Source organism: Photobacterium lutimaris (genome assembly GCF_003025555.1).
GTDB lineage: Bacteria > Pseudomonadota > Gammaproteobacteria > Enterobacterales > Vibrionaceae > Photobacterium > Photobacterium lutimaris.
Genome location: NZ_PYMH01000005.1, coordinates 175718 through 194451, shown reverse-complemented (window position 1 = coordinate 194451; position 18734 = coordinate 175718). Strand labels below are relative to the sequence as shown.

15 protein-coding genes and 1 pseudogene are annotated in these 18734 nt (G+C 46.7%); 11 read left to right on the top strand and 5 right to left on the bottom strand.

Translation table 11 applies throughout. The features are described from left to right. Positions 1–4: 4 nt before the first annotated feature. The 5 genes and pseudogenes from C9I99_RS12810 (at position 5) to C9I99_RS12790 (ending at position 3503) form a co-directional block, all read left to right on the top strand. Entirely contained in the window at positions 5–1225 is a 1221-nt protein-coding gene (locus tag C9I99_RS12810; RefSeq protein ID WP_107349275.1) for a NupC/NupG family nucleoside CNT transporter, read from the top strand. A 116-nt stretch (positions 1226–1341) separates the two neighbouring features. Then, positions 1342–2082, top strand: coding sequence for an outer membrane protein OmpK (locus C9I99_RS12805; protein ID WP_107349274.1), 741 nt, complete (start codon positions 1342–1344; stop codon positions 2080–2082). A 319-nt stretch (positions 2083–2401) separates the two neighbouring features. Beyond that, positions 2402–2992 carry a porin family protein gene (locus C9I99_RS12800; RefSeq protein ID WP_107349273.1) on the top strand — a complete coding sequence of 197 codons (591 nt, stop codon included), beginning with the start codon at positions 2402–2404 and terminating at the stop codon, positions 2990–2992. Positions 2993–3037: 45 nt separating this feature from the next. Continuing rightward, a pseudogene (locus C9I99_RS27630) lies at positions 3038–3238 on the top strand (heparinase II/III domain-containing protein); the annotation flags it as partial. A 73-nt stretch (positions 3239–3311) separates the two neighbouring features. Then, positions 3312–3503 carry a hypothetical protein gene (locus C9I99_RS12790; RefSeq protein WP_107349272.1) on the top strand — a complete coding sequence of 64 codons (192 nt, stop codon included), beginning with the start codon at positions 3312–3314 and terminating at the stop codon, positions 3501–3503. Between the two features lie 95 nt (positions 3504–3598). Here the strand turns inward: C9I99_RS12790 and C9I99_RS12785 are convergent, their stop codons facing one another. From C9I99_RS12785 to C9I99_RS12775, 3 genes are read right to left on the bottom strand one after another with little or no spacing between them, the layout of a single operon-like run. After that, the gene (locus C9I99_RS12785) at positions 3599–5239 is read right to left on the bottom strand and encodes a polysaccharide lyase 6 family protein (protein WP_107349271.1); all 1641 of its coding nucleotides are present in this window, start codon (positions 5237–5239) and stop codon (positions 3599–3601) included. A gap of 56 nt (positions 5240–5295) precedes the next feature. Then, positions 5296–6552, bottom strand: coding sequence for an alginate lyase family protein (locus tag C9I99_RS12780; protein ID WP_107349270.1), 1257 nt, complete (start codon positions 6550–6552; stop codon positions 5296–5298). 9 nt (positions 6553–6561) lie between these two features. Further along, positions 6562–8343 carry a sodium:solute symporter family protein gene (locus C9I99_RS12775; RefSeq protein ID WP_107349269.1) on the bottom strand — a complete coding sequence of 594 codons (1782 nt, stop codon included), beginning with the start codon at positions 8341–8343 and terminating at the stop codon, positions 6562–6564. A 438-nt stretch (positions 8344–8781) separates the two neighbouring features. Here C9I99_RS12775 and C9I99_RS12770 point away from each other — a divergent pair, with 438 nt between their 5' ends. The 6 genes from C9I99_RS12770 (at position 8782) to C9I99_RS12745 (ending at position 13439) form a co-directional block, all read left to right on the top strand. Then, positions 8782–9474, top strand: a complete 693-nt coding sequence (locus C9I99_RS12770) for an oligogalacturonate-specific porin KdgM family protein (RefSeq protein WP_107349268.1) — start codon at positions 8782–8784, stop codon at positions 9472–9474. 298 nt (positions 9475–9772) lie between these two features. After that, a complete protein-coding gene (locus C9I99_RS12765; protein WP_107349267.1) occupies positions 9773–10489 on the top strand; it encodes a FadR/GntR family transcriptional regulator in 717 nt (238 codons plus the stop codon). 314 nt (positions 10490–10803) lie between these two features. Continuing rightward, on the top strand, positions 10804–11583 hold the full coding sequence (gene fabG, locus C9I99_RS12760; RefSeq protein WP_107349266.1) for a 3-oxoacyl-ACP reductase FabG: 780 nt from the start codon (positions 10804–10806) through the stop codon (positions 11581–11583). Positions 11584–11740: 157 nt separating this feature from the next. Then, the gene (locus C9I99_RS12755) at positions 11741–12148 is read left to right on the top strand and encodes a DUF1330 domain-containing protein (protein WP_107349265.1); all 408 of its coding nucleotides are present in this window, start codon (positions 11741–11743) and stop codon (positions 12146–12148) included. A gap of 16 nt (positions 12149–12164) precedes the next feature. After that, the gene (locus C9I99_RS12750; RefSeq protein ID WP_107349264.1) at positions 12165–12776 is read left to right on the top strand and encodes a LysE family translocator; all 612 of its coding nucleotides are present in this window, start codon (positions 12165–12167) and stop codon (positions 12774–12776) included. A gap of 24 nt (positions 12777–12800) precedes the next feature. Then, complete coding sequence (locus tag C9I99_RS12745) at positions 12801–13439, top strand: glutathione S-transferase family protein (protein WP_107349263.1); 639 nt, start codon at positions 12801–12803, stop codon at positions 13437–13439. A 791-nt stretch (positions 13440–14230) separates the two neighbouring features. Here C9I99_RS12745 and C9I99_RS12740 read toward each other — a convergent pair. Together C9I99_RS12740 and C9I99_RS12735 are read right to left on the bottom strand one after the other, a co-directional pair. After that, positions 14231–16384 carry a heparinase II/III domain-containing protein gene (locus C9I99_RS12740; RefSeq protein WP_107349262.1) on the bottom strand — a complete coding sequence of 718 codons (2154 nt, stop codon included), beginning with the start codon at positions 16382–16384 and terminating at the stop codon, positions 14231–14233. Next, positions 16384–18525, bottom strand: coding sequence for a heparinase II/III domain-containing protein (locus C9I99_RS12735; RefSeq protein WP_107349261.1), 2142 nt, complete (start codon positions 18523–18525; stop codon positions 16384–16386). The genes C9I99_RS12740 and C9I99_RS12735 overlap by 1 nt, the downstream gene beginning before the upstream one ends. Positions 18526–18734 lie beyond the last annotated feature (209 nt).

The window sequence follows — 18734 nt, the reverse complement described above, 5'->3', positions numbered from 1 at the left end:
GAAAATGCAAACACTAATTCCTCTTTTAGGCATGGCGGTTTTACTCTTTATTGGTTGGATATTTTCATGCAACCGAAAAGCGATTAAATTACGCACGGTAAGTATTGCCCTTATTCTCCAGGCTTCAATTGCAGCATTTATTTTATTTGTACCAGCAGGCCAGGTCATATTGATCGGCATTTCAAGCGCCGTTAGTTCAATCATGGACTACTCTGGCGAAGGGATCCGATTTCTGTTCGGAGAGTTAGGCGCTTACGGCTCTGGTTTTATCTTTGCCATTCATGTGCTACCAATCATTATCTTCTTTAGTGCATTTATGTCAGTGCTCTATTACTTAGGCATAATGCAACGTCTTGTAAAATATATTGGCATGGGTGTTCAGAAAGTATTAGGCACATCTCAGGCGGAATCAACAGCCGCAGCAGCCAACATATTTATCGGCAACACCGATGTCTTTGTCATGATGAAGCCATATGCCCCAAAAATGACTAAGTCAGAGCTTTTTGCGCTGATGACCGGTGGCTTTGCATCTATTGCTGGCTCGGTGTTGGTTGGCTTTGCGGGTATGGGGATTGAAATTAAGTACTTGGTATCTGCAGCCTTTATGTCAGCTCCAGCGGGACTGCTATTTGCAAAAATCATCTATCCTGAGACCGATGAGCCCGTCGAGGTCGATTTCGATATCTATAACGATGAAGACAAGCCAATCAACATCATCGAAGCGGCGACCAGCGGCGCATTCAGTGGTTTGAAAATGGCGTCAGCCATCGGTGTCATGCTGCTGGCACTAATTGCTTTGATCGCAATGTTTAATGGTATGCTGGGCAGCTTGTTTTCACTGATCGGTATTGACGGTGTAACTCTTCAGGCTATCTTTGGCTATCTGTTTGCACCTATCGCCTTCCTACTCGGCGTTCCTAGCAGTGAAGTCCTCATTGCCGGCAACTTCCTTGGTCAGAAACTGGTATTGAATGAATTTGTCGCCTTTATGAGCTTCTCTGAAGTGCGTGAAACCTTGAGTCATGAGACCCAGGCCATCATCACCATGGCACTGGCTGGCTTTGCCAACCTCTCAGCACCAGCTGCGATGATCGGGGTCCTAGGAACAATTGTCCCTAAGATGAAACCATTTATTGCCTCTATGGGATTCAGGGTCATTCTAGCAGCAACACTTGCCAACTTGATGAGTGCTGCTATTACCGGTTTATTCATCTCTTTCGTATAAATTAAAGTGGGAGTCATTGTGACTCCCTCCTATTTCAAATATCTCACATTAATTCGGCAATAAATAGCTGAGGACTTTGTGATGCCTAAATCCAAAACAATATGGTGAAATAAATAATGAAAAAGATTCTTGGTTCATGTCTTTTATGTTGCACGCTCGCAACAAACACAGCCATTGCTGATGAATATTCAGGTTGGGGAAACCTTCACTTTGATTACCAAGCATGGGGACATGGTGTCTCTGAGAGTGAATTTGATCAAGCATTGATCGGTATTGAAGGTGGCTTTAATTTCGAGTGGGGCGAACTGTTTGGTTTTTATGACTTCGAAGGGCTTGATCGAGATTCAGGTAAGCAAACAGCAACTTATAATTTGCAGGCACATACCTATCTAGGTGATTCAGGCGCAAGTGTTTTTTCTAAAGTTTACAGCTCCCATGGCACTGAAATTAAAGAGACAAACAGTTTCCTCGGCTTTGGCTATACCGATATCAGTGGTGACGGTTGGTGGTTTACACCTTGGGTTGCAGGTAACTATACAACGGTTTATAACGAGTTTGCGGATATTACCAACGTTAACGGATTCAATGGTGCAACATTAGGGTGGAGTGCAGGGTATGTCTTTGAGGCTTTTGGGCAGTCTTTCTTATTAAGTAACTGGACAGAAATTGAAATGTTCAGAAATGATGAATATGCGCAGAATAATTATGGAGAGACAGGAGTGAATGGTGGTCTTAATTTAGGTGTTGATATTACTAAAAATATCAATGCAACCATAATGTACCGGTACTATTATAATAAACTCGGCGCTGATGGCTATGGTGATATCATGATTTACCGTTTGGCATATAAATTTTAATTGAATACACACAGCCATTTATTACGAGTGTAAATAATGCTTAATCCGTCTATCCAAATATAAGTTAAACCATGCCCATGCTACGAGGATAACGATGCATGGGCACAACCAATACCATTGAAACTAAGTCACTCTTGCCTTTCGGCCCGTCATGAAGACAACCGAAATACCTGCTTACATTTACCGATAAATAGCAGCCAAATGCTACGAAAACGTCCGCTTTTGTCAGCTTTGTGTTATTTCAATCTGCCCACTAATTACAAACTGTATCCCACCCTCCATAATCCTCACGACTCCTATCCACACAGTAATAACGACAATGAAAAAGATACTCTCGACGGCTATTTTTCCTTTGCTGATCACCGCGCCCGTGATGGCCAACGCCCACCATGGCCCCAGCTACCACACGCACCACCATTACCATAATAGCAATCACAACCCTTATCAGGGGCCTCGGGTCGGGCTTGGGATCTCGTATCTCTCAGACCGCCACATCGATACCGATACCGGCTTCAAGCTTGAAGGGGGTTACGATTTCAACCGCATTGTTGGGTTTAACCTTTCCTACGAGGAATCAGGGTATGATTATTACCGTGGCTCTATTGATTACAGCACCGTGAAACTTGGAACAGACTTGGGCTATGCGTTCCCTCTCAGCCCAAGCGTGTCATTGAAGCCCTACGTATCACTTGGCTTTCATCGCACCACCGAAGATAACCGCTGGTGCTCAAGCAAAAACTGCTATTCCACAAATTATTCTGATACCGATAGCTATTACGGTATTGGTATGCGCCTGACCGCAGACATGTTCTACATTAATGTGTCTAACGAAGTGCTTAATATGGATGTCGGGCGTTACCGTCACGAGCTAGATCAGATCGCAGTGACTTTCGGCCTGAAGTTTAGATGACAAAAAAGGCCTGGAGATCCGGGCCTTCGTGCTTCAGAAGAAGTCATCCAACAAATCATTGATGATAACCATGTCGTTTTATCATCAGATACCTTAGTTCCACCCGACAACCGCGCGACGTGGAACCTCTATGACTTCTGCCCAGAGCATGGAGTGCGCCTGACCAGGGATCGCAATAAACCCGAAGAGCACTGTTGCCCTGTCGATAGCAAGGGCTTTACCGGCGAACCTTACGACGGCGCGTGGTGACGCTGGCGTCAGGGCCACAGCGATTGAAAGCCCAGTTGTTGAATCTCCCCTTGAAGGGCCGTTGGCTCGGATGTCCCAATGCCAGGTGGTTGAAGCCACAGAAAACATCACACGATTTGATTATGATGTCGGCCAAGCAACACCTTACCGCCAGTACATGAGTGTTGAAGGTGGCGAGCAGTGGCTAACCGGATTAGCGCAAGATAACCAGAGCCTGCAAGTCAACGTGGATTTTTCAACGGGTTTCATCACCAAGCAATAAAAAAAGAGGCAGCCTAGTGTGAACTGGGCTGCCCTTTCTCTAGGCTTTCATCGTTTATCGTCATGAAGGTGACGTCAAATGAGCAAACTCGAAAATTAGCTCTTAGGGGCAGCCTTCAAGCGGTAACTTGGGCCGATTTCATCCGCGGTCAGTACATGAAGTTTTGATACGTCCGCGCCACCTTCAGCGAACTGGTAGAAGTCGCCAACCTTGGTGTAGTTTGGTTTTTGTTGAGAGACGCCCTCTGGCACCCCGTCGATACCATGTACCTGACCAAAGTAGGTTTCGCCTGAATACATTGGCTCAGTCAACGGCGTTGCAAGATCAGCTCGTAATGCCTGCAAGGTTTCATCGAGGTTATACACGACGTTCTGGCTAAACTGGATCTTATCCCCAGTAAAGACGGTTTCCACTTGGCTGTTATCAAACAGGCTGACACGGTGGCCCTGGTTGCCGTGAACCATACCGAACTCAACATCAACCATGGTATTGTTTTCCACGATGACATTTTTCGGTGTCCACTGCTTGTTCAGCTCTTTGCCCTTGACTGCTTGGTCAAGCTGCTCGTTGTTCTTCACATCAATGATGCCGGTGTTGATCACCACACCACCGCGCACATCGGCGTTACCGGCGATCTGGCCACCGGAACCGCGCAAGCCTACAAGATAGTTATTGCGGACAACATGATTTTCATCGTAAATACGGATACCACCAGTATCTTGCTTGTTGTTACCAATGATCACGTTGTTCTCAACCGTATTCGCTTTGCCGTGGCGTAGCGAAATCATCGCGGCGCTTTCAAAAATGGTGTTGCCGGCAATGCGGTTCTCGCCCGATTTTATAGAGATCAGTTCACGCTCACCGTCGGAGTCCACCAGCAGATTGTTCACGAACTGGGTGCGAGAAGGCCACTGGCTGCTCTTCGAGTCACCGATGCGGATCGCTTCCCAACTGTTGCCGTTGTATCGTACCGCCTCTTTGATCGCCAACTCGTTGTAGCGATTCTTCTTCTGGGAATAAAAGATGTTGCCTTCGATAAGGTGGTTATCCGCCTTATCGTCAATATTCTTCTGGATACCAATCAAGGTGCCGCGTTTGTGCTTGCCCTCGAAGCGGTTGTTGACAACCTTGCTATCTTTGCCCCACAACGACACCCACAAAAAACGTGGGTACTCACTACGCCTTTCGTCCGGTTCGTACGTGTAGTCATCATTGAAGTAGTAGAACGTTGAGTTCTGTAACGTATTGCGCATACCTTCCAGACGCACGCCACCAAAGCGTTCAGCTGGACCACCTTCCGTGAACACTAGGCTATCAAGCGTAATATCGTCGCCTTTGGCTACCAGCTGTACCAAGCCAGTCAGCAAAACCGTACCGGCTTGCTCTGCTTTCACCGTGATATCATCCGCAGTCAGGTTTACCACGCCCAAGTTAGCATAACGACCCGGCGCAATAGTGATCACTTCGCCCGACTTGGCATTTTCAAGTTGCTGTTTCAGCGCCTTAACGGCGGCTTCATTGGCAGACTCTACGCTTGCGATATCAACGACTTCGCGGGTCGCGGCTTCAACTAACTGCTCAGCAGTGAGTGATTGCAGTGAAACGTTAGCCACTGATGGTTCAACAGCGTTCTCAGGCCGCTGAACGGGTACCGAGGCTGATGAATCTTGAGTTGCATGCACATTGAAAGACAGCGCAGCCAGCAATGCCAGCGTGATAGGCGTGTGTTTTTTCATTTTAGGTTCCTTATTCCGGGCGGCAGGATTACCGCCCGGGAATTACAGGGAGGGGGTTACAGTTTTGGATACAGCAGGTATGCGTCTCGCTCGGCCCACACTTGGGACAGGTTATTTAACTCGGCATTTTCAAAACCAATCTTCTCGATAACCTGATCGTAGTAGTCGGTACCCCAGGCCAAATCTGCTTTGCGATATACCGTCAACATACGGTAGGTCTGGAAACGGCCCTTCTTCACATCGTTGTCAGCGTGCGGCCAATCTTCGATACGCTGGTATTGCGCCACGTAATCAATCGCCGACTTCATGCTGCGACCACGATAATCATGGTTCCAGATATCGACACCCAGCTTATCGCCAAGTTGCGCCAAATACGCCATCGCATCCAGGTTGAAGTAGCTATAGTGGTAGCCTCGGGTACGTGCCAGCTCTTCTGGCTGAGTCCCCTTGCTATCCAGCTGCTCGCGGATACGCCACTTAGTTTGCGCAACGGTCATCTTGGCAATGTCTTCACGGCCGAGGTAGTAGGCAATACCGGCAATTTGGGCCTGCATCCAAGTGCCATGGTTGTTTGGCGAAAACTGCTCAGCCGTACCTTGCTCGGAAGTGATCAGCCAATCAAGGAAGTCATTGAGCCATGCCCGCATCGCCGTATCGTCTTGCTCGGTCCAGTGATCCGACAGCTCAATCAGTGCCAGAGCATCAACCAAACGGTCAGAGAAACTACGTGAGTCAATCATGCCACTGCGACGCTGGTCATCGACACCCGGAACCGCTTGTGCGTAACGTACATTCGGGTTCATGCGTGTCTCAGGGTTAATAAACCAATGACGAAGCATGTCAGCGGCCTGCTCGGCGTACTTTTCCTCACCCGAGAAGTAATACGCCACACCTAACGCCCTTACCGAGCGAGTGAACAAGCCAATGCGCACTGAGTCAGTAGCATCTGTTTTCGAGTCCGGATTGGTATTGCCATCATGGCGAATCCAAGGCAAACCGTCTTCGGTCTTCTCGTTCGGCCACCAGTATGGGCTGATAGAGAAGTAATCATGCTTGTCGCCGCTTGGCGGCATCAGGGTCTTGTCGGTCACCGACAAGGGCCCTACTTTCATTGCCGCTTCCGCTTCGTCCAGCAGGCGCTGGTAGCTTGCCTGCGCTTCTTCAGTCGCCGTATCGTTGTGAATACGCGCCTTGCTCTCGGCAATCAAATCAGCATCGAAGAATACGGTATTGGGTGTACCGTCTACAGCAAACACTGGAGCGGCAAACAAAGCACCGGCAATAGCCATTGAGGTTAACGTACGTTTCAACATGCTCACTCCTTAATCCTGTTCAGTCGCTAGTTCAGCATTTGCTTCGACTTTCTCATCCACCGCCTTAACCAGCAGCAGACCAACAGCCAGAACAATGGCACCACACAGAACAAAAATCATTCGGCCCCAGAATGGGTTCGGCAGGACAAACATGGCCATCACACCCACGCCCGCTGTCGCGATCAGTGAGCCCAGCATGCGGCGCTGTTTGTTATCCAGCTTCTTCTGTTCAGTGGATTCAGCAACCAACGGTGTTGCTAGGTTATTGAAGAAACGGTCAACGTCCTTCTGGCGCTCTTCCGTTAGCGGCTTGTAGAACACAGTCGATACAATGAAGAAACCAGCAGTGAAGATCAGGTGACCAATCAAACCGATAGCGACTTTCAGGTCAGCCCATTCTCGGCCTGTAAGCGGCTCAAGGTCGAACCAGCTCTGAATCATGTCTGCGGTAATAACAAAACCAACGAAGTATGAAACGATACCACCGACAACCAGCGTACCCCAACCAGCCCAATCAGGCGTCTTCTTGATGAAGAAACCACAGAATGCAGGAATAGTCATCGGGAAGCCGATAAGTGCCCCCACATACATCATGGTGTCAAACAGGCTTAGTCCTTTCAGTGAGTTGATAAATAGGGCAACCAGGATGATTGCGATACCGAAGAAAGTAGAAGTCAATTTAGAAACAACCACCAGCTCTTTTTCAGACGCATTTGGACGTACGATTGGCTCGTAGAAGTTTTTAACAAAGATACCTGAATTACGGTTAAGACCAGAGTCCATTGAAGACATGGTTGCTGCAAACATCGCGGAGATAAGCAAACCAACCATACCTGCAGGCATATACTGCTCAACAAAGTATAGGTAGGCAAAGTCACCCGCTTTAGAGCCCGCGTCTGGGTATTGAGCGACGAGGTCAACACCTTGACCAGCGATGAACCAAGAAGGCATGAACCAGATTAGTGGACCCATCGTCATCAGGATACACGCTAGCAGTGCTGCTTTTTTCGCATTCTTAGAATCTTTGGCCGCTAGGTAACGGTATGAATTCAGCATGTTATTGGTGATACTGAACTGCTTGAAGAAAAGGAAGAATGCCCAGATACCAAAGATGCTTAGGTAGTTAAGGTTGTTACCTGATACAAAAGATGCACCGTCTTCCAGAGGGAAGTTGTTAACGATCTCGCCAACACCACCACCCTGGATAATTGCGACAATCGCACAGGTAACGGTTACTGCCATGATGATAACCATCTGCATAAAGTCAGATGCAATAACCGCCCATGAACCACCTGTTACAGACATGATGAGTACAACCAGACCCGTTAGGACGATTGTCATGGTCATATCGAAACCAAAAATACCGGAAGCAATAATCGCCAGACCATTTAGCCAAATACCCGCAGTGATAACGCTATTTGGCATACCTGACCAGGTAAATACCTGCTCATTGTGCTTACCGAAACGCAAACGAATCGCTTCGATAACGGTAACCACACGCATCTGGCGGAACTTCGGCGCGAAGTATAGGTAGTTCATCAGATAGCCAAAAGCATTAGCCAAGAAGATGATCGCAACAGCGAAACCATCGTCATAGGCTTTACCCGCCGCACCAGTAAATGTCCACGCACTGAACTGGGTCATAAATGCCGAAGCACCTACCATCCACCACAGCATGCTGCCTCCCCCGCGGAAGTAGTCACTGGTGGTATTGGTAAATGTTCGGAACATCCAGCCTATTGCAATCAGAAATAGAAAGTAAATACCGACGATCATGATATTAAGATCCATCGTTTGAAGTCCTTTTGAGTAGTAATTTGCTTATACTATAAAAACTCCAACGGCAAACTTGTACTACAATATTCTTTAATCGGGATAACGATCACGAATAATTCACCCCAAAAGTAACACAAAACAATTAAACCCTTTAATTTCAGCCACTTAAAGTGTTTACATGTGATACTAAAGAAGCTCGACTATGTTTATTAAAATTAATATGTCTTACTATTATTGATCTGCTTCACGTTTACGACCATAAAATCAATAACAAAAATACTCACCACCAACCATCCATCCAATTGAATTATAAAGATATTAAAAGCAAGCCGTGATCATACTCACCGTTGATCATGATCACAAACAGCCCTAGACCCTGATTGACAGCAAAAAACAAAATAATAGTATTGTATTACTTATTTGATAACACCTTACAATTCAGGAATAAATATTATGTTCAAACACTCTCCCCTGATGATACTTATTGGCTCTTCGCTTATTGCAGGTCAAGTCAGCGCAGCTTCAATCGATTTCCGTCACGAATACAAAGGAAAATCAGAGCAGCATGCTAGCCGGGTTAAAATCAACGAAAGCATTGGTGATCTGTATTTCAGTGGTGAACTGAAGTTTAAAGGTGCTGATGGTAAGTTTATGGAAGACTTGCAAAACAATGGCTGGGAGTTTGACTGGGGATACCGCTTCCGTAACGGCAATTGGACCCTTCAACCAGGAATGCCAATTGAAGGCCGTAGCAGCGGTATGACTTATAAGCCGCAAATTCGTTTAACTTACGCCTTTGAACAAGTAGAAGGCCTGACACTAAGCGGTCGCTACCGTCACGACTTCAAAACCTACAGCAATAGTAACAGCACAGACAAGCGCCACCGAGTGACCGGTAATGTGGGCTACCGCATGAACGATTGGCAGTTCGGCCTAGAAATGAACTACTACAAAGCGGAAGGTTACGAGCTTTACGATGGTAAAGACACTAACTACGAAAACAACATCAGCATCCGCTACCGCCCTGGCGCTTGGAGCCCTTATGTTGAGTTCGGTGATGCGAACTACAACCGTAAAGATGCAAACGGCAACAATAATGACACCCGAGAACTACGTAGCCGTGTCGGTATTACTTACCGTTTCTAATCAGTCACTCATTCAATATCGAATTTCGATAAACGGTATACCGGTCCCAAAGAGGTTTAGCTACGATATTTAGTCACGATGTCTAAAGCAGATAACGCACTTACCGTACATCGCTCTAACAAAGCTCTGACAATTTTGTCGCTAGTAATTGCCCCTAACGGCAAAGTTTATTACGATAAAAAGCCGACGAAAGTCGGCTTTTTTGCCTGACAAATTCGAAACTACTCAAGTAAAAATACGAAATCCAGTATACTGTAGTCATATAGTCATACATATTGTTATCGAACCAAGGATTAACATGTCTTCTAGTTTTACCGCGATTGCGGGATCCAAACGCAGCCTGCATGTTCAGGTGGCCCGTGAAATCGCCCGTCGCATTCTCTCTGGCCAACTTGCGCAAGGCCAAGTGATCCCTGGAGAAATGACGCTTTGTGAGCAATTCGGCATCAGTCGTACCGCTTTGCGTGAAGCCGTTAAGCTTCTGACTTCAAAAGGCCTTCTTGAATCCAAACCAAAGATCGGTACCAAAGTCGTTAATCGCCTGAACTGGAATTTCCTAGACCCTCAACTGCTGGAGTGGATGGAAGGTTTAGAAAATGCCGAGGTCTTCTATCACCAGTTCCTAGGCTTGCGTAAAGCCATCGAGCCAGAAGCATGCGCGCTTGCTGCCCGTAATGCGACTGCAGAGCAACGTATCGAGCTATCTGAAACCTTCCAACAGATGTGTGATATTGCTGCTGACTTTGACCAAGGTCGCTGGGCAGAGGTCGATATGCACTTCCACCGCCTGATTTTTTTCTCAACAGGGAACGACTTTTACCTTCCTTTTGGTAATGTTATGGCGACCATTTTCATGAGCTTCATTCACCATTCATCAAAGGATGGCGGCGTTTGTATTAATGAACACCGAGCTATTTATGATGCCATCATGGCAGGCAACGCTGACAAAGCCCGTGCTGCATCGCAATTCCTGCTTCAAGAAGAGAAACATCGCCTGCCAAGCGAAGTCATGTAACTCGCCGTCTCACGCTAACTGTATATACCCAAGAGGCACCCTAAGTCGCTTGGATATATACAGTCATTTTTCATCTCGCTCCCTCATTCTGAGTTCTTAACACCACAGGCCTGTCATATCAGCAGCCACTGTTAAGGTTGATATCCTTGATCATTGTTCTGCCTTTTCCTCCGCGCGCACATTAGCCGAATCCTGTACCAATTTGAATAAGCACCTGTATAACTTTTATTACAAAATAGTATATAAAAACATACTAACCTCCCGTTATCATACCCACTCGAGGAATCGCAATCGATAATTGAAGAAGGTATTTCATGCTCAACTCGCTCAAAGGACAAACGGTTATAGTCACAGGTGGAAGCAAAGGGATCGGCAAGGGCATCGCAAGGGTCTTCGCCCGCCAAGGTACCAATGTGGTTATCGTTGCTCGTGGTGAGGAATCAGCACAACAAACGACGACTGAACTTAACGAGCTGGGGTTCAGCACTGAATATTTTCTTACCGATGTCAGTGACTGGCAGCAAATGCAGAAAATGGCAGAATATGTCAAAGAAAAATATGGCCGTATTGACATTCTATGTGCCAATGCTGGGATCTTCCCGCAAGCTAGCCTTTGCGATATGGAACCTGAGGATTGGGATCAGGTAATGAACACCAACCTCAAGAGCCTGTTCCTAAGCGTTAAGGCCGTTACCCCATTTATGAAGGAACAAGGTAAAGGCCGGATCATCGTAACATCCTCGATTACCGGACCTATCACAGGCTTTCCAGGGTGGTCCCACTACGGCGCCTCGAAGGCCGGTCAATTGGGCTTTATCAAAACGGCAGCAATCGAACTTGCCCGCAGCGGCATTACCATCAATGCGGTCATGCCAGGCAATATCTATACCGAAGGGTTGCAGGACCTTGGCCAGGACTACCTCAATACCATGGCCGCTTCCATTCCGCTCAATCGTTTGGGTGATGTCGACGATATCGGTAATACTGCACTGTTCTTTGCCTCCGATGAAGCCGGCTATATTACCGGGCAAACCCTGGTCGTCGACGGCGGTCAGATTTTACCTGAATCGCTGGAAGCGCTAGAAGGCTTATAACGCAATCACAGCGCGCCATCCGGTGCGCTGCTTCTACACTGCATATCGGCCGCAAAAAAACGATTAATTTCATATTCAACTTTACCTTTTAGTTACTTCTCTTCATATTAAAGGCAAGGAAGAACAACAAAAAATTCTGCAATGTGTTGGAGAGTATATGGATGTTATCAATCAACTTTATCCTTCAGATAAACAACTAGCGAGACTCAATACTGAGCCGGACACTGGCGAAATTCACCTGCTTAATTTATTTAAATTCCGTGAACAAGCTGAATATTCTGATGGCCGGACAACCAACCTCTCCGGCAAAGAAGCCTATGAAATTTACAGTAAGTCGATGGTTGAAGTCCTGAATAAATATAGTGCCGAAGTGGTATTCTTTTCAGACATTACAGGGTTAATCATCGGCGAAGTTGATGAATTATGGGACGCTTTCGTCATTGTAAAATACCCGTCACGACAAGCATTGTTAGACATGGTCAACTCCGATGAATTTAAGGCATTTAGTATCCACCGAGAGGCCGGGCTAGAAGGGCAATTAAATATAGAGACCAGCATACCCTAGGGGAATATAAAAAATAATGGACTACATATACTCGCTGGTATTATTTGCGGTTGTATCATCAGCAACTCCTGGCCCCAATAATATTCTAGTAATGACATCAGGTCTAAACTTTGGCATTAAAAAAAGTTTGCCTGTATTGTGCGGAATATGTATCGGCTTTTCCTTTATGCTGCTGCTTGTCGGTTTTGGTTTCGGTCAGGTCTTCGAACTATTTCCCAGCATGCACACCATCATAAAGATATCAGGTATTCTGTATCTCCTTTACTTAGCATGGCTTATTTCAAGCTCAAGTGGTGGGCTTAGCTCAAAAGAACAATCGCAGCCATTAACCTTTCTTAATGGTGCCTTATTTCAATGGATAAATACCAAAGCATGGGTGGTAGCCACCGGTGCCATTGCGGCTTTCACGGTATCTGGCAGTGAATTTACAACTCAAACACTGATTCTCGCGAGTACATTCTTGATTGTGTCTTTTCCTTGTGTAGGAATTTGGTTGTACTTTGGGTCATGGCTAAAAAAGCATTTAAATAATCACGTACACCGTAGATGGTTCAACTTTTCCATGTCGGGCTTATTGGTACTCTCAGTACTGCCCGTTATTCGTGAACTACTCAAGCCATTTGTTTGATCCATTACCACTAAGGAGAATACCATGTACCAACTGTATTATTACCCCAATAATGCCAGTTTAGCTCCCCACTTATTGCTACACCATATGGGACTGGAATACGAGTTGGTGTTGGTCGACAAGAAAGCCAATTCACAAAAGTCCCCTGAATACCTGAAACTCAATCCGGCAGGCCGGATCCCTACCTTAGTTAATAATGGCATGGCACTTTTTGAAAGCCCGGCTATCTGTATCCACCTATGTGAACGACATCCAGAGCATGGTTTAATACCGGAACTAGGTAGTCAACTACGTCCTTTATTTTTCCAATGGTTAACCTATCTTAACAACACCCTACAGGCAGAGTTGATGGTTCGCTACTACCCTCACCGCCACACCAATGACGAAAGTACCATTCCCAATGTCATTGCCGCGCAAGATGAACGCATCGCCGATGCTTTAGCGGTGATAGATAACCAACTGGCAGGCAACACCTACTTATTAGGTGATAACCTCACCGCCTGCGACTTCTTCCTGTTCATGCTGGCGGAATGGTCACTGCCTATCAAGAAATCCCCCCTGCACTTTGTGCATTTGGCTGCCTACCTCAAACGGTTGTCACAACACCCAACGATCCAGTCTGTCAGTGCATTAGAAGACATCGATCTCACCCCATTCCAGTGACGTATCTGGTTAAGGTCTCCGCCTGCTCCCAATAACCGAGGTAGCTTCACTGCACCCCGAGTTGTTCATGAGTGTATGCAAAAGCAACGCGGGAGGTTTTGGCTGGTGTTTGAACGGCTAAATAGTTGAATACAAGCGGAAGCAGAAAACAACTTCAGGCGTGAAATACAGGCAAAAAAATAGCGCTCCGTCCTAGAGCGCTGTTAGACAAGGCAAAGCTTAAGTTAGGAAGTAGGTTGTTATAATAAGTCAGTCTCAGGGTAGCCATTGAGGAACGGCTATCTCGATTGATGCGTACATCATAAGGCAACACAGACAAAAACGCAAAACGTTAAATCAAAAAAAATAAAACTTAATTTCATAAACAAAGAGGGTAGAAGGGGAGAGAGGTTAAAAAAATAGCGCTCCGTCCTAGAGCGCTGTTTAACAAGGCAAAGCTTAAGTTAGGAAGTAGATTGTTATAATAAGTCAGTCTCAGGGTAGCCATTTGAGGAACAGCTATCTCGATTGATGGTCTCATTATAAGATTACGCCCCTTGTAATACAATATACCAAGAGCATAAAAGCGTTATAATTTAAGATTATTAACAAAAGCATTGCTAGAGCGTGACGTGTATCATGCTTTTTTGGTATTCAACATCACCACCACCCCTATTAATAATACAAAAGACCTAGCAAATTTCTGATTTGGGCTTTGAACCAACCTAGGTGTTATAGGCGACACTCAGGTTATAGACGCAAAAAAGCCGGGCAAGCCCGGCTTTTCATTAATCACACTTAATGAGTGTTTGTTACAGCTGCGCGTATGGACCTTCCCAGCTAAAGGTCTCACCGGCAAAGCTCACTTCATGCTTGCCGTCTTGCAGACCACCGATTTGGTTCGATACGGCATAGGTCAGTACCTGAGCGTCAACAAGGTGAAGACGAACCACTGATGCAACATCATCCATACCCACCACTTCAACGCGTGCAACCTTACCGCGAGCATCAACCGATGCTTCAACCGCTTCGTTGAAGTAACCGTGCGTTTCTAGTACGTTGGCGAAAAGATGAGATTTCGCTTTCTGACGCAATACGAACATTGGCTCAGAACGCAGGTTGAAATCAGGGTCATTCGCACCAAGACGGCCGAAGATCACTTCACTATCGTTACCAGCAGAGCTAACTAGGCTGTAGTAGCTGCTGTCAGCTAGCCAGCTAACCAGCGTACTGTCAGCAGACACTTGGCCTTGCGCTACCTGCCAAATGTGCTGGTAGCCGTCACTTTCACCCATAGGCTTCAAGCTAGCATTGCCTTGGTATTCGAAATCGGTACGGATGATCTGCCCCTTGTGGTGAACAGGGAAGTCATACTCGTGCTCGTCTTCAGTGATCAATCGGTAAAGGTCAATCACCAAAGGGTTCTCAATACCGTCCACTTTCACCAGTAGCACGCTACGCTGCATATCAACACCTGCGTAGTATTCGCGTACGATGCCGCTCATGCCCTGGAAGTCTTCGTTGTCAGTTTTGAAGAAGTGCAGTTCACCGTTACGCGATTCAGCCATTGCTGTGTTGAATTCGTTCTGGGTCTTGCGATCAACAACGACTGTGTTGTGCGCAATAGTTTGCTTACAATAGCTCTTGTTCTCTGGAATGTAGCGACCACCGAACTTAGGCTCAACGTTTACCCAACGACCAAAGCCGTAATCGTGAAGCGTTTCATGGCCTTTGTTGAATATGCTTAGGTGCAAGCCGTCGTAGTGGCCGTGGTCTAGCGCAGAGTGGTACTGGTGATCAGAGCCATGCTGGCCAAACCATAGCAACGCCATCGTGTCTTGGTCTTTGCTGTCACGGTGACGCAGGATAGTCAGACCACCCTTGTCGCCGTCAGGGCCGTCTGTTACGAACAGGCTACCCCAGTTGAATGCCGGGATAGATTCTTCTTTTGCTACCGCGTCAGACAATTTCTTACCAGAAATATGTACCCACACATCTTGCTGGTGTGCAGCCATCGCCAACAGGTTGGCATCTTCTTCGTAACGGCCAAAACAAGCACTTGTACTAATTAAAACGCCTTCATCATTGATATCCATCGTCTTAGACGAGTCGTTCAACGCCGGTAGCGTACCGTCAGGGAATGCCGTTGACATTACCGCATAACTCGTTGTTTTAATGACACCGTCTTTGTGGGCGAAAATACCCACTTCAGGTTGACGACGCTCAATAGCTTCAGCAAACAGTTGGATTGGGCGCAAAGAGAAACGGTGGTAGTAAGGGCCTTCCATGTAGTAGCCATCTGGCGAGAACAACTGAGACAGCTGGGCCAGGAAGCCACCGCTGACGCTGTCGCCCTTCAGACCATACAGTGCTTTATCAACAATTTCTTGATTCTGGATGGCATAGCCACAAATACCCACACCCGCAACGGCCCATAGACCGTGGTTGTGAATAATGTCGAAGTCGTGCGCGTAAGTGTCGACAAACATATCTGCCATGATCTGGAACAGATCGTTTTCGATCAAGCTACGCTCATCATCAGTCAGCGTGTGGTGGATACAGCTGTACGCACATGATGCATAAAGCATCCACATGTTCTCGTTCAGCGTCTGGTGGAAGATACGACCTGGGTGGTTACTGTCAAGGCTGACGTTCAGCTCAAGTGACGGGTAAACCTCTGCATACGCTACCAATAGGTTACGAATGTAGTCACGGTACGCTTCGTTCTCGGTGATCAAGTACAAACGACCAGCAATATCCATATGGATGTAGTTTTGCTTGTGGCGGTTGTGCTCATAACCACCACCCTCGCCATGGCCTGGTACTTCAATACCAACCGTTGCGATGTAGTCTTCCAGTTGTTCAATATCACGGGCAAGTGCATTGCCCATTAGGGTATCTTTACCCAGATCTTCGCGAAGGATTGCGGCTTCGTCAAAGCTGATCAATAGTGGTTGGTACGTCATTATTTCGTCTCCTGCTCAACAGCAAGGAATCCTTTCCAGCTATAAGTCTTGTCGTTAATGATAATTCGATGTTCGGTTGTGTCGGTCACATTTGGCTGGTTGCTCACCATCACAATAAAGCGGATACCTTCCCCTTCAATGGCAACTACTGAGCCTGTCTCGTTGTGCGCGAGAACGTCAATATTGTTAAGCTTGCCACGGGCATCGACAGACGCTTCCACCGCTTCATTGAAGTAACCATGGGTCTCCAATGCCGAGGCGAACAGCAAATCTTTGCCGGTGGTTCGCATAATAAAACTGGTTTCATGACGCAGGTTAAACTGCGAATCATTGGCACCGGTCTGGGTGAAGATCACCTCATTGTCAATGCGTGAGCTGGTGCCAAGCCAGGTATAGTAACTATTGCCTTGCAACCAACTCACTAAGGCATGGCTACCCGCTTCGCCGCGGGCAAGGTTCCATAGATGTTGGTAACCATAATTATCACCCAATGGGTGTAATTCAGAATTAGTCTTGTATTCAAAGTCGGTGCGGATGATCTGACCTTGATACTGGTGCGAATAGTCATATTGATGCGGCTTATCGCTGGTCAAACGATACAGATCAATCAGCAACGGATTTTCCAGCTGGTCTGATTTAAGCAGCATCACAGTACGCTGCATTCCCACACCGGGGTAATGTTCGTCAGCAAAGGCACTCATTGCTTGAAGTTCTGTGCCTTCCCCAATAAAGAAGTGCGGCTTTCCGTGCATGCGGTCAGCACGATCGACAGCAAAATGGTTCTGGCAGCCTTCATCTACCGTCACACCATTGTGGTTAATCGTCTGGCGGGCGTAGCTCTTGTTCTCATCAAGGTAGCGGCCACCAAACTTCGGTTCGATATTGACCCAACGGGCAAAACCGTATTCACGCAGAACCTCTTGACCACGGCTATAAAATGCAACACCCAAGGTATCAAAGTGGCCATGCCCCATACCGTGCTGACCGTAGTTCATCGAAAGCTGGCAAATGTCTTTGTCATTGCCTTGCATACGCAGGAAACCTTGCGCACCACATGTGCCATCAGGACCTTCATTCAACTCAACGCTTGGCCAAAATGGCGGCTCAATATTCGCTTCGGCATCGCACGCTTCAGACAATACTTGACCGCAAGGGTGCATCCACACCTGCTCCTGAATTTGTGCCATTCCAAGCAGGTTCTTATCAAAGCCGTAACGCTTGAAGACCATGCTCACCGCGACCACGACCCCCATATCGGTGATCCCCATGGATTTGGATGCATCATTCAAGGCCGGAAACAGACCATTGGGATAAGCCGTCGCCAGCAATGCTTGGGTGGTCTGCTTAATCACCTGCCCTTTGTAGTTGTAGATATCCAACTCAGGCATATGGCGGTGCAGCACCTCAGCAAAAACCGCCAATGGACGAATGGCAAAGCGATGATAATACGGCCCTTCGATATAGTAGCCCGATGGCGAGAACAGTTCTGACAACTGTGCAAGAAAACCACCAGCCTTACCGTCACCCTTCAACCCATATACAGCCATCTCAAGGTATTTGCGTTCACCGATGGCAAGACCGCAGATCCCCGCAGCGGCTACAGCCCAGATACCATGGTTATGAATGCGATCAAAATCGTAGTCATATTTCTCTGTGGCAACGTGAAGCATGGGTTTGAATAAGTATTCAACGATGTGTTCACGCTGCGAACCAGTCAGCCATGTACTAATACAGGAATAGCCTAAACTTGCATACATAAGCCACATGTGCTCGTTCAGCATCTGATGAAACAGGCGACCAGGGGGGTTAGTGTTACGCTGAACATGAAAGTCGAGCTGTAAGTATTTGTCTGCATATTGGGTCAACAATTGTCCCGCATACTCGGCATAACGCTCATCTTTAGTGATCAGGAACAAACGACCAGCAAGATTAATGTAATGGTAGTTTTGCCGATGCTTATTATGTTCATAGCCCCCGGCTTCACTTTGTCCGGGAACATCCATTGGCAACCCCATATATTGCTCAAGATCAGTCTGGAGCCTCTCAATAGTTTTTCCCATTAATGACGAACTACCGATTTCTTTATATAAATCAGCAACTTCATCGTGATTGAATAATACTGGCTGGAGAGTAGTGTTCATGTTGACCTCTAGATTAGAGCGTATACGCACCTCTTCGATACACATAAAATAATACAAATGGTTTTTTGTTTCACTACTGTTTTGAAAAAACTCGACAGCTATCACATTTCAATACCCGTATTGATCCACATCAAAATCAACACATAAGGCATTGTTTATTAAGGATATCGGCAGGGCTATGAAGGTAGTGAACAATGAAGCACGTAAAA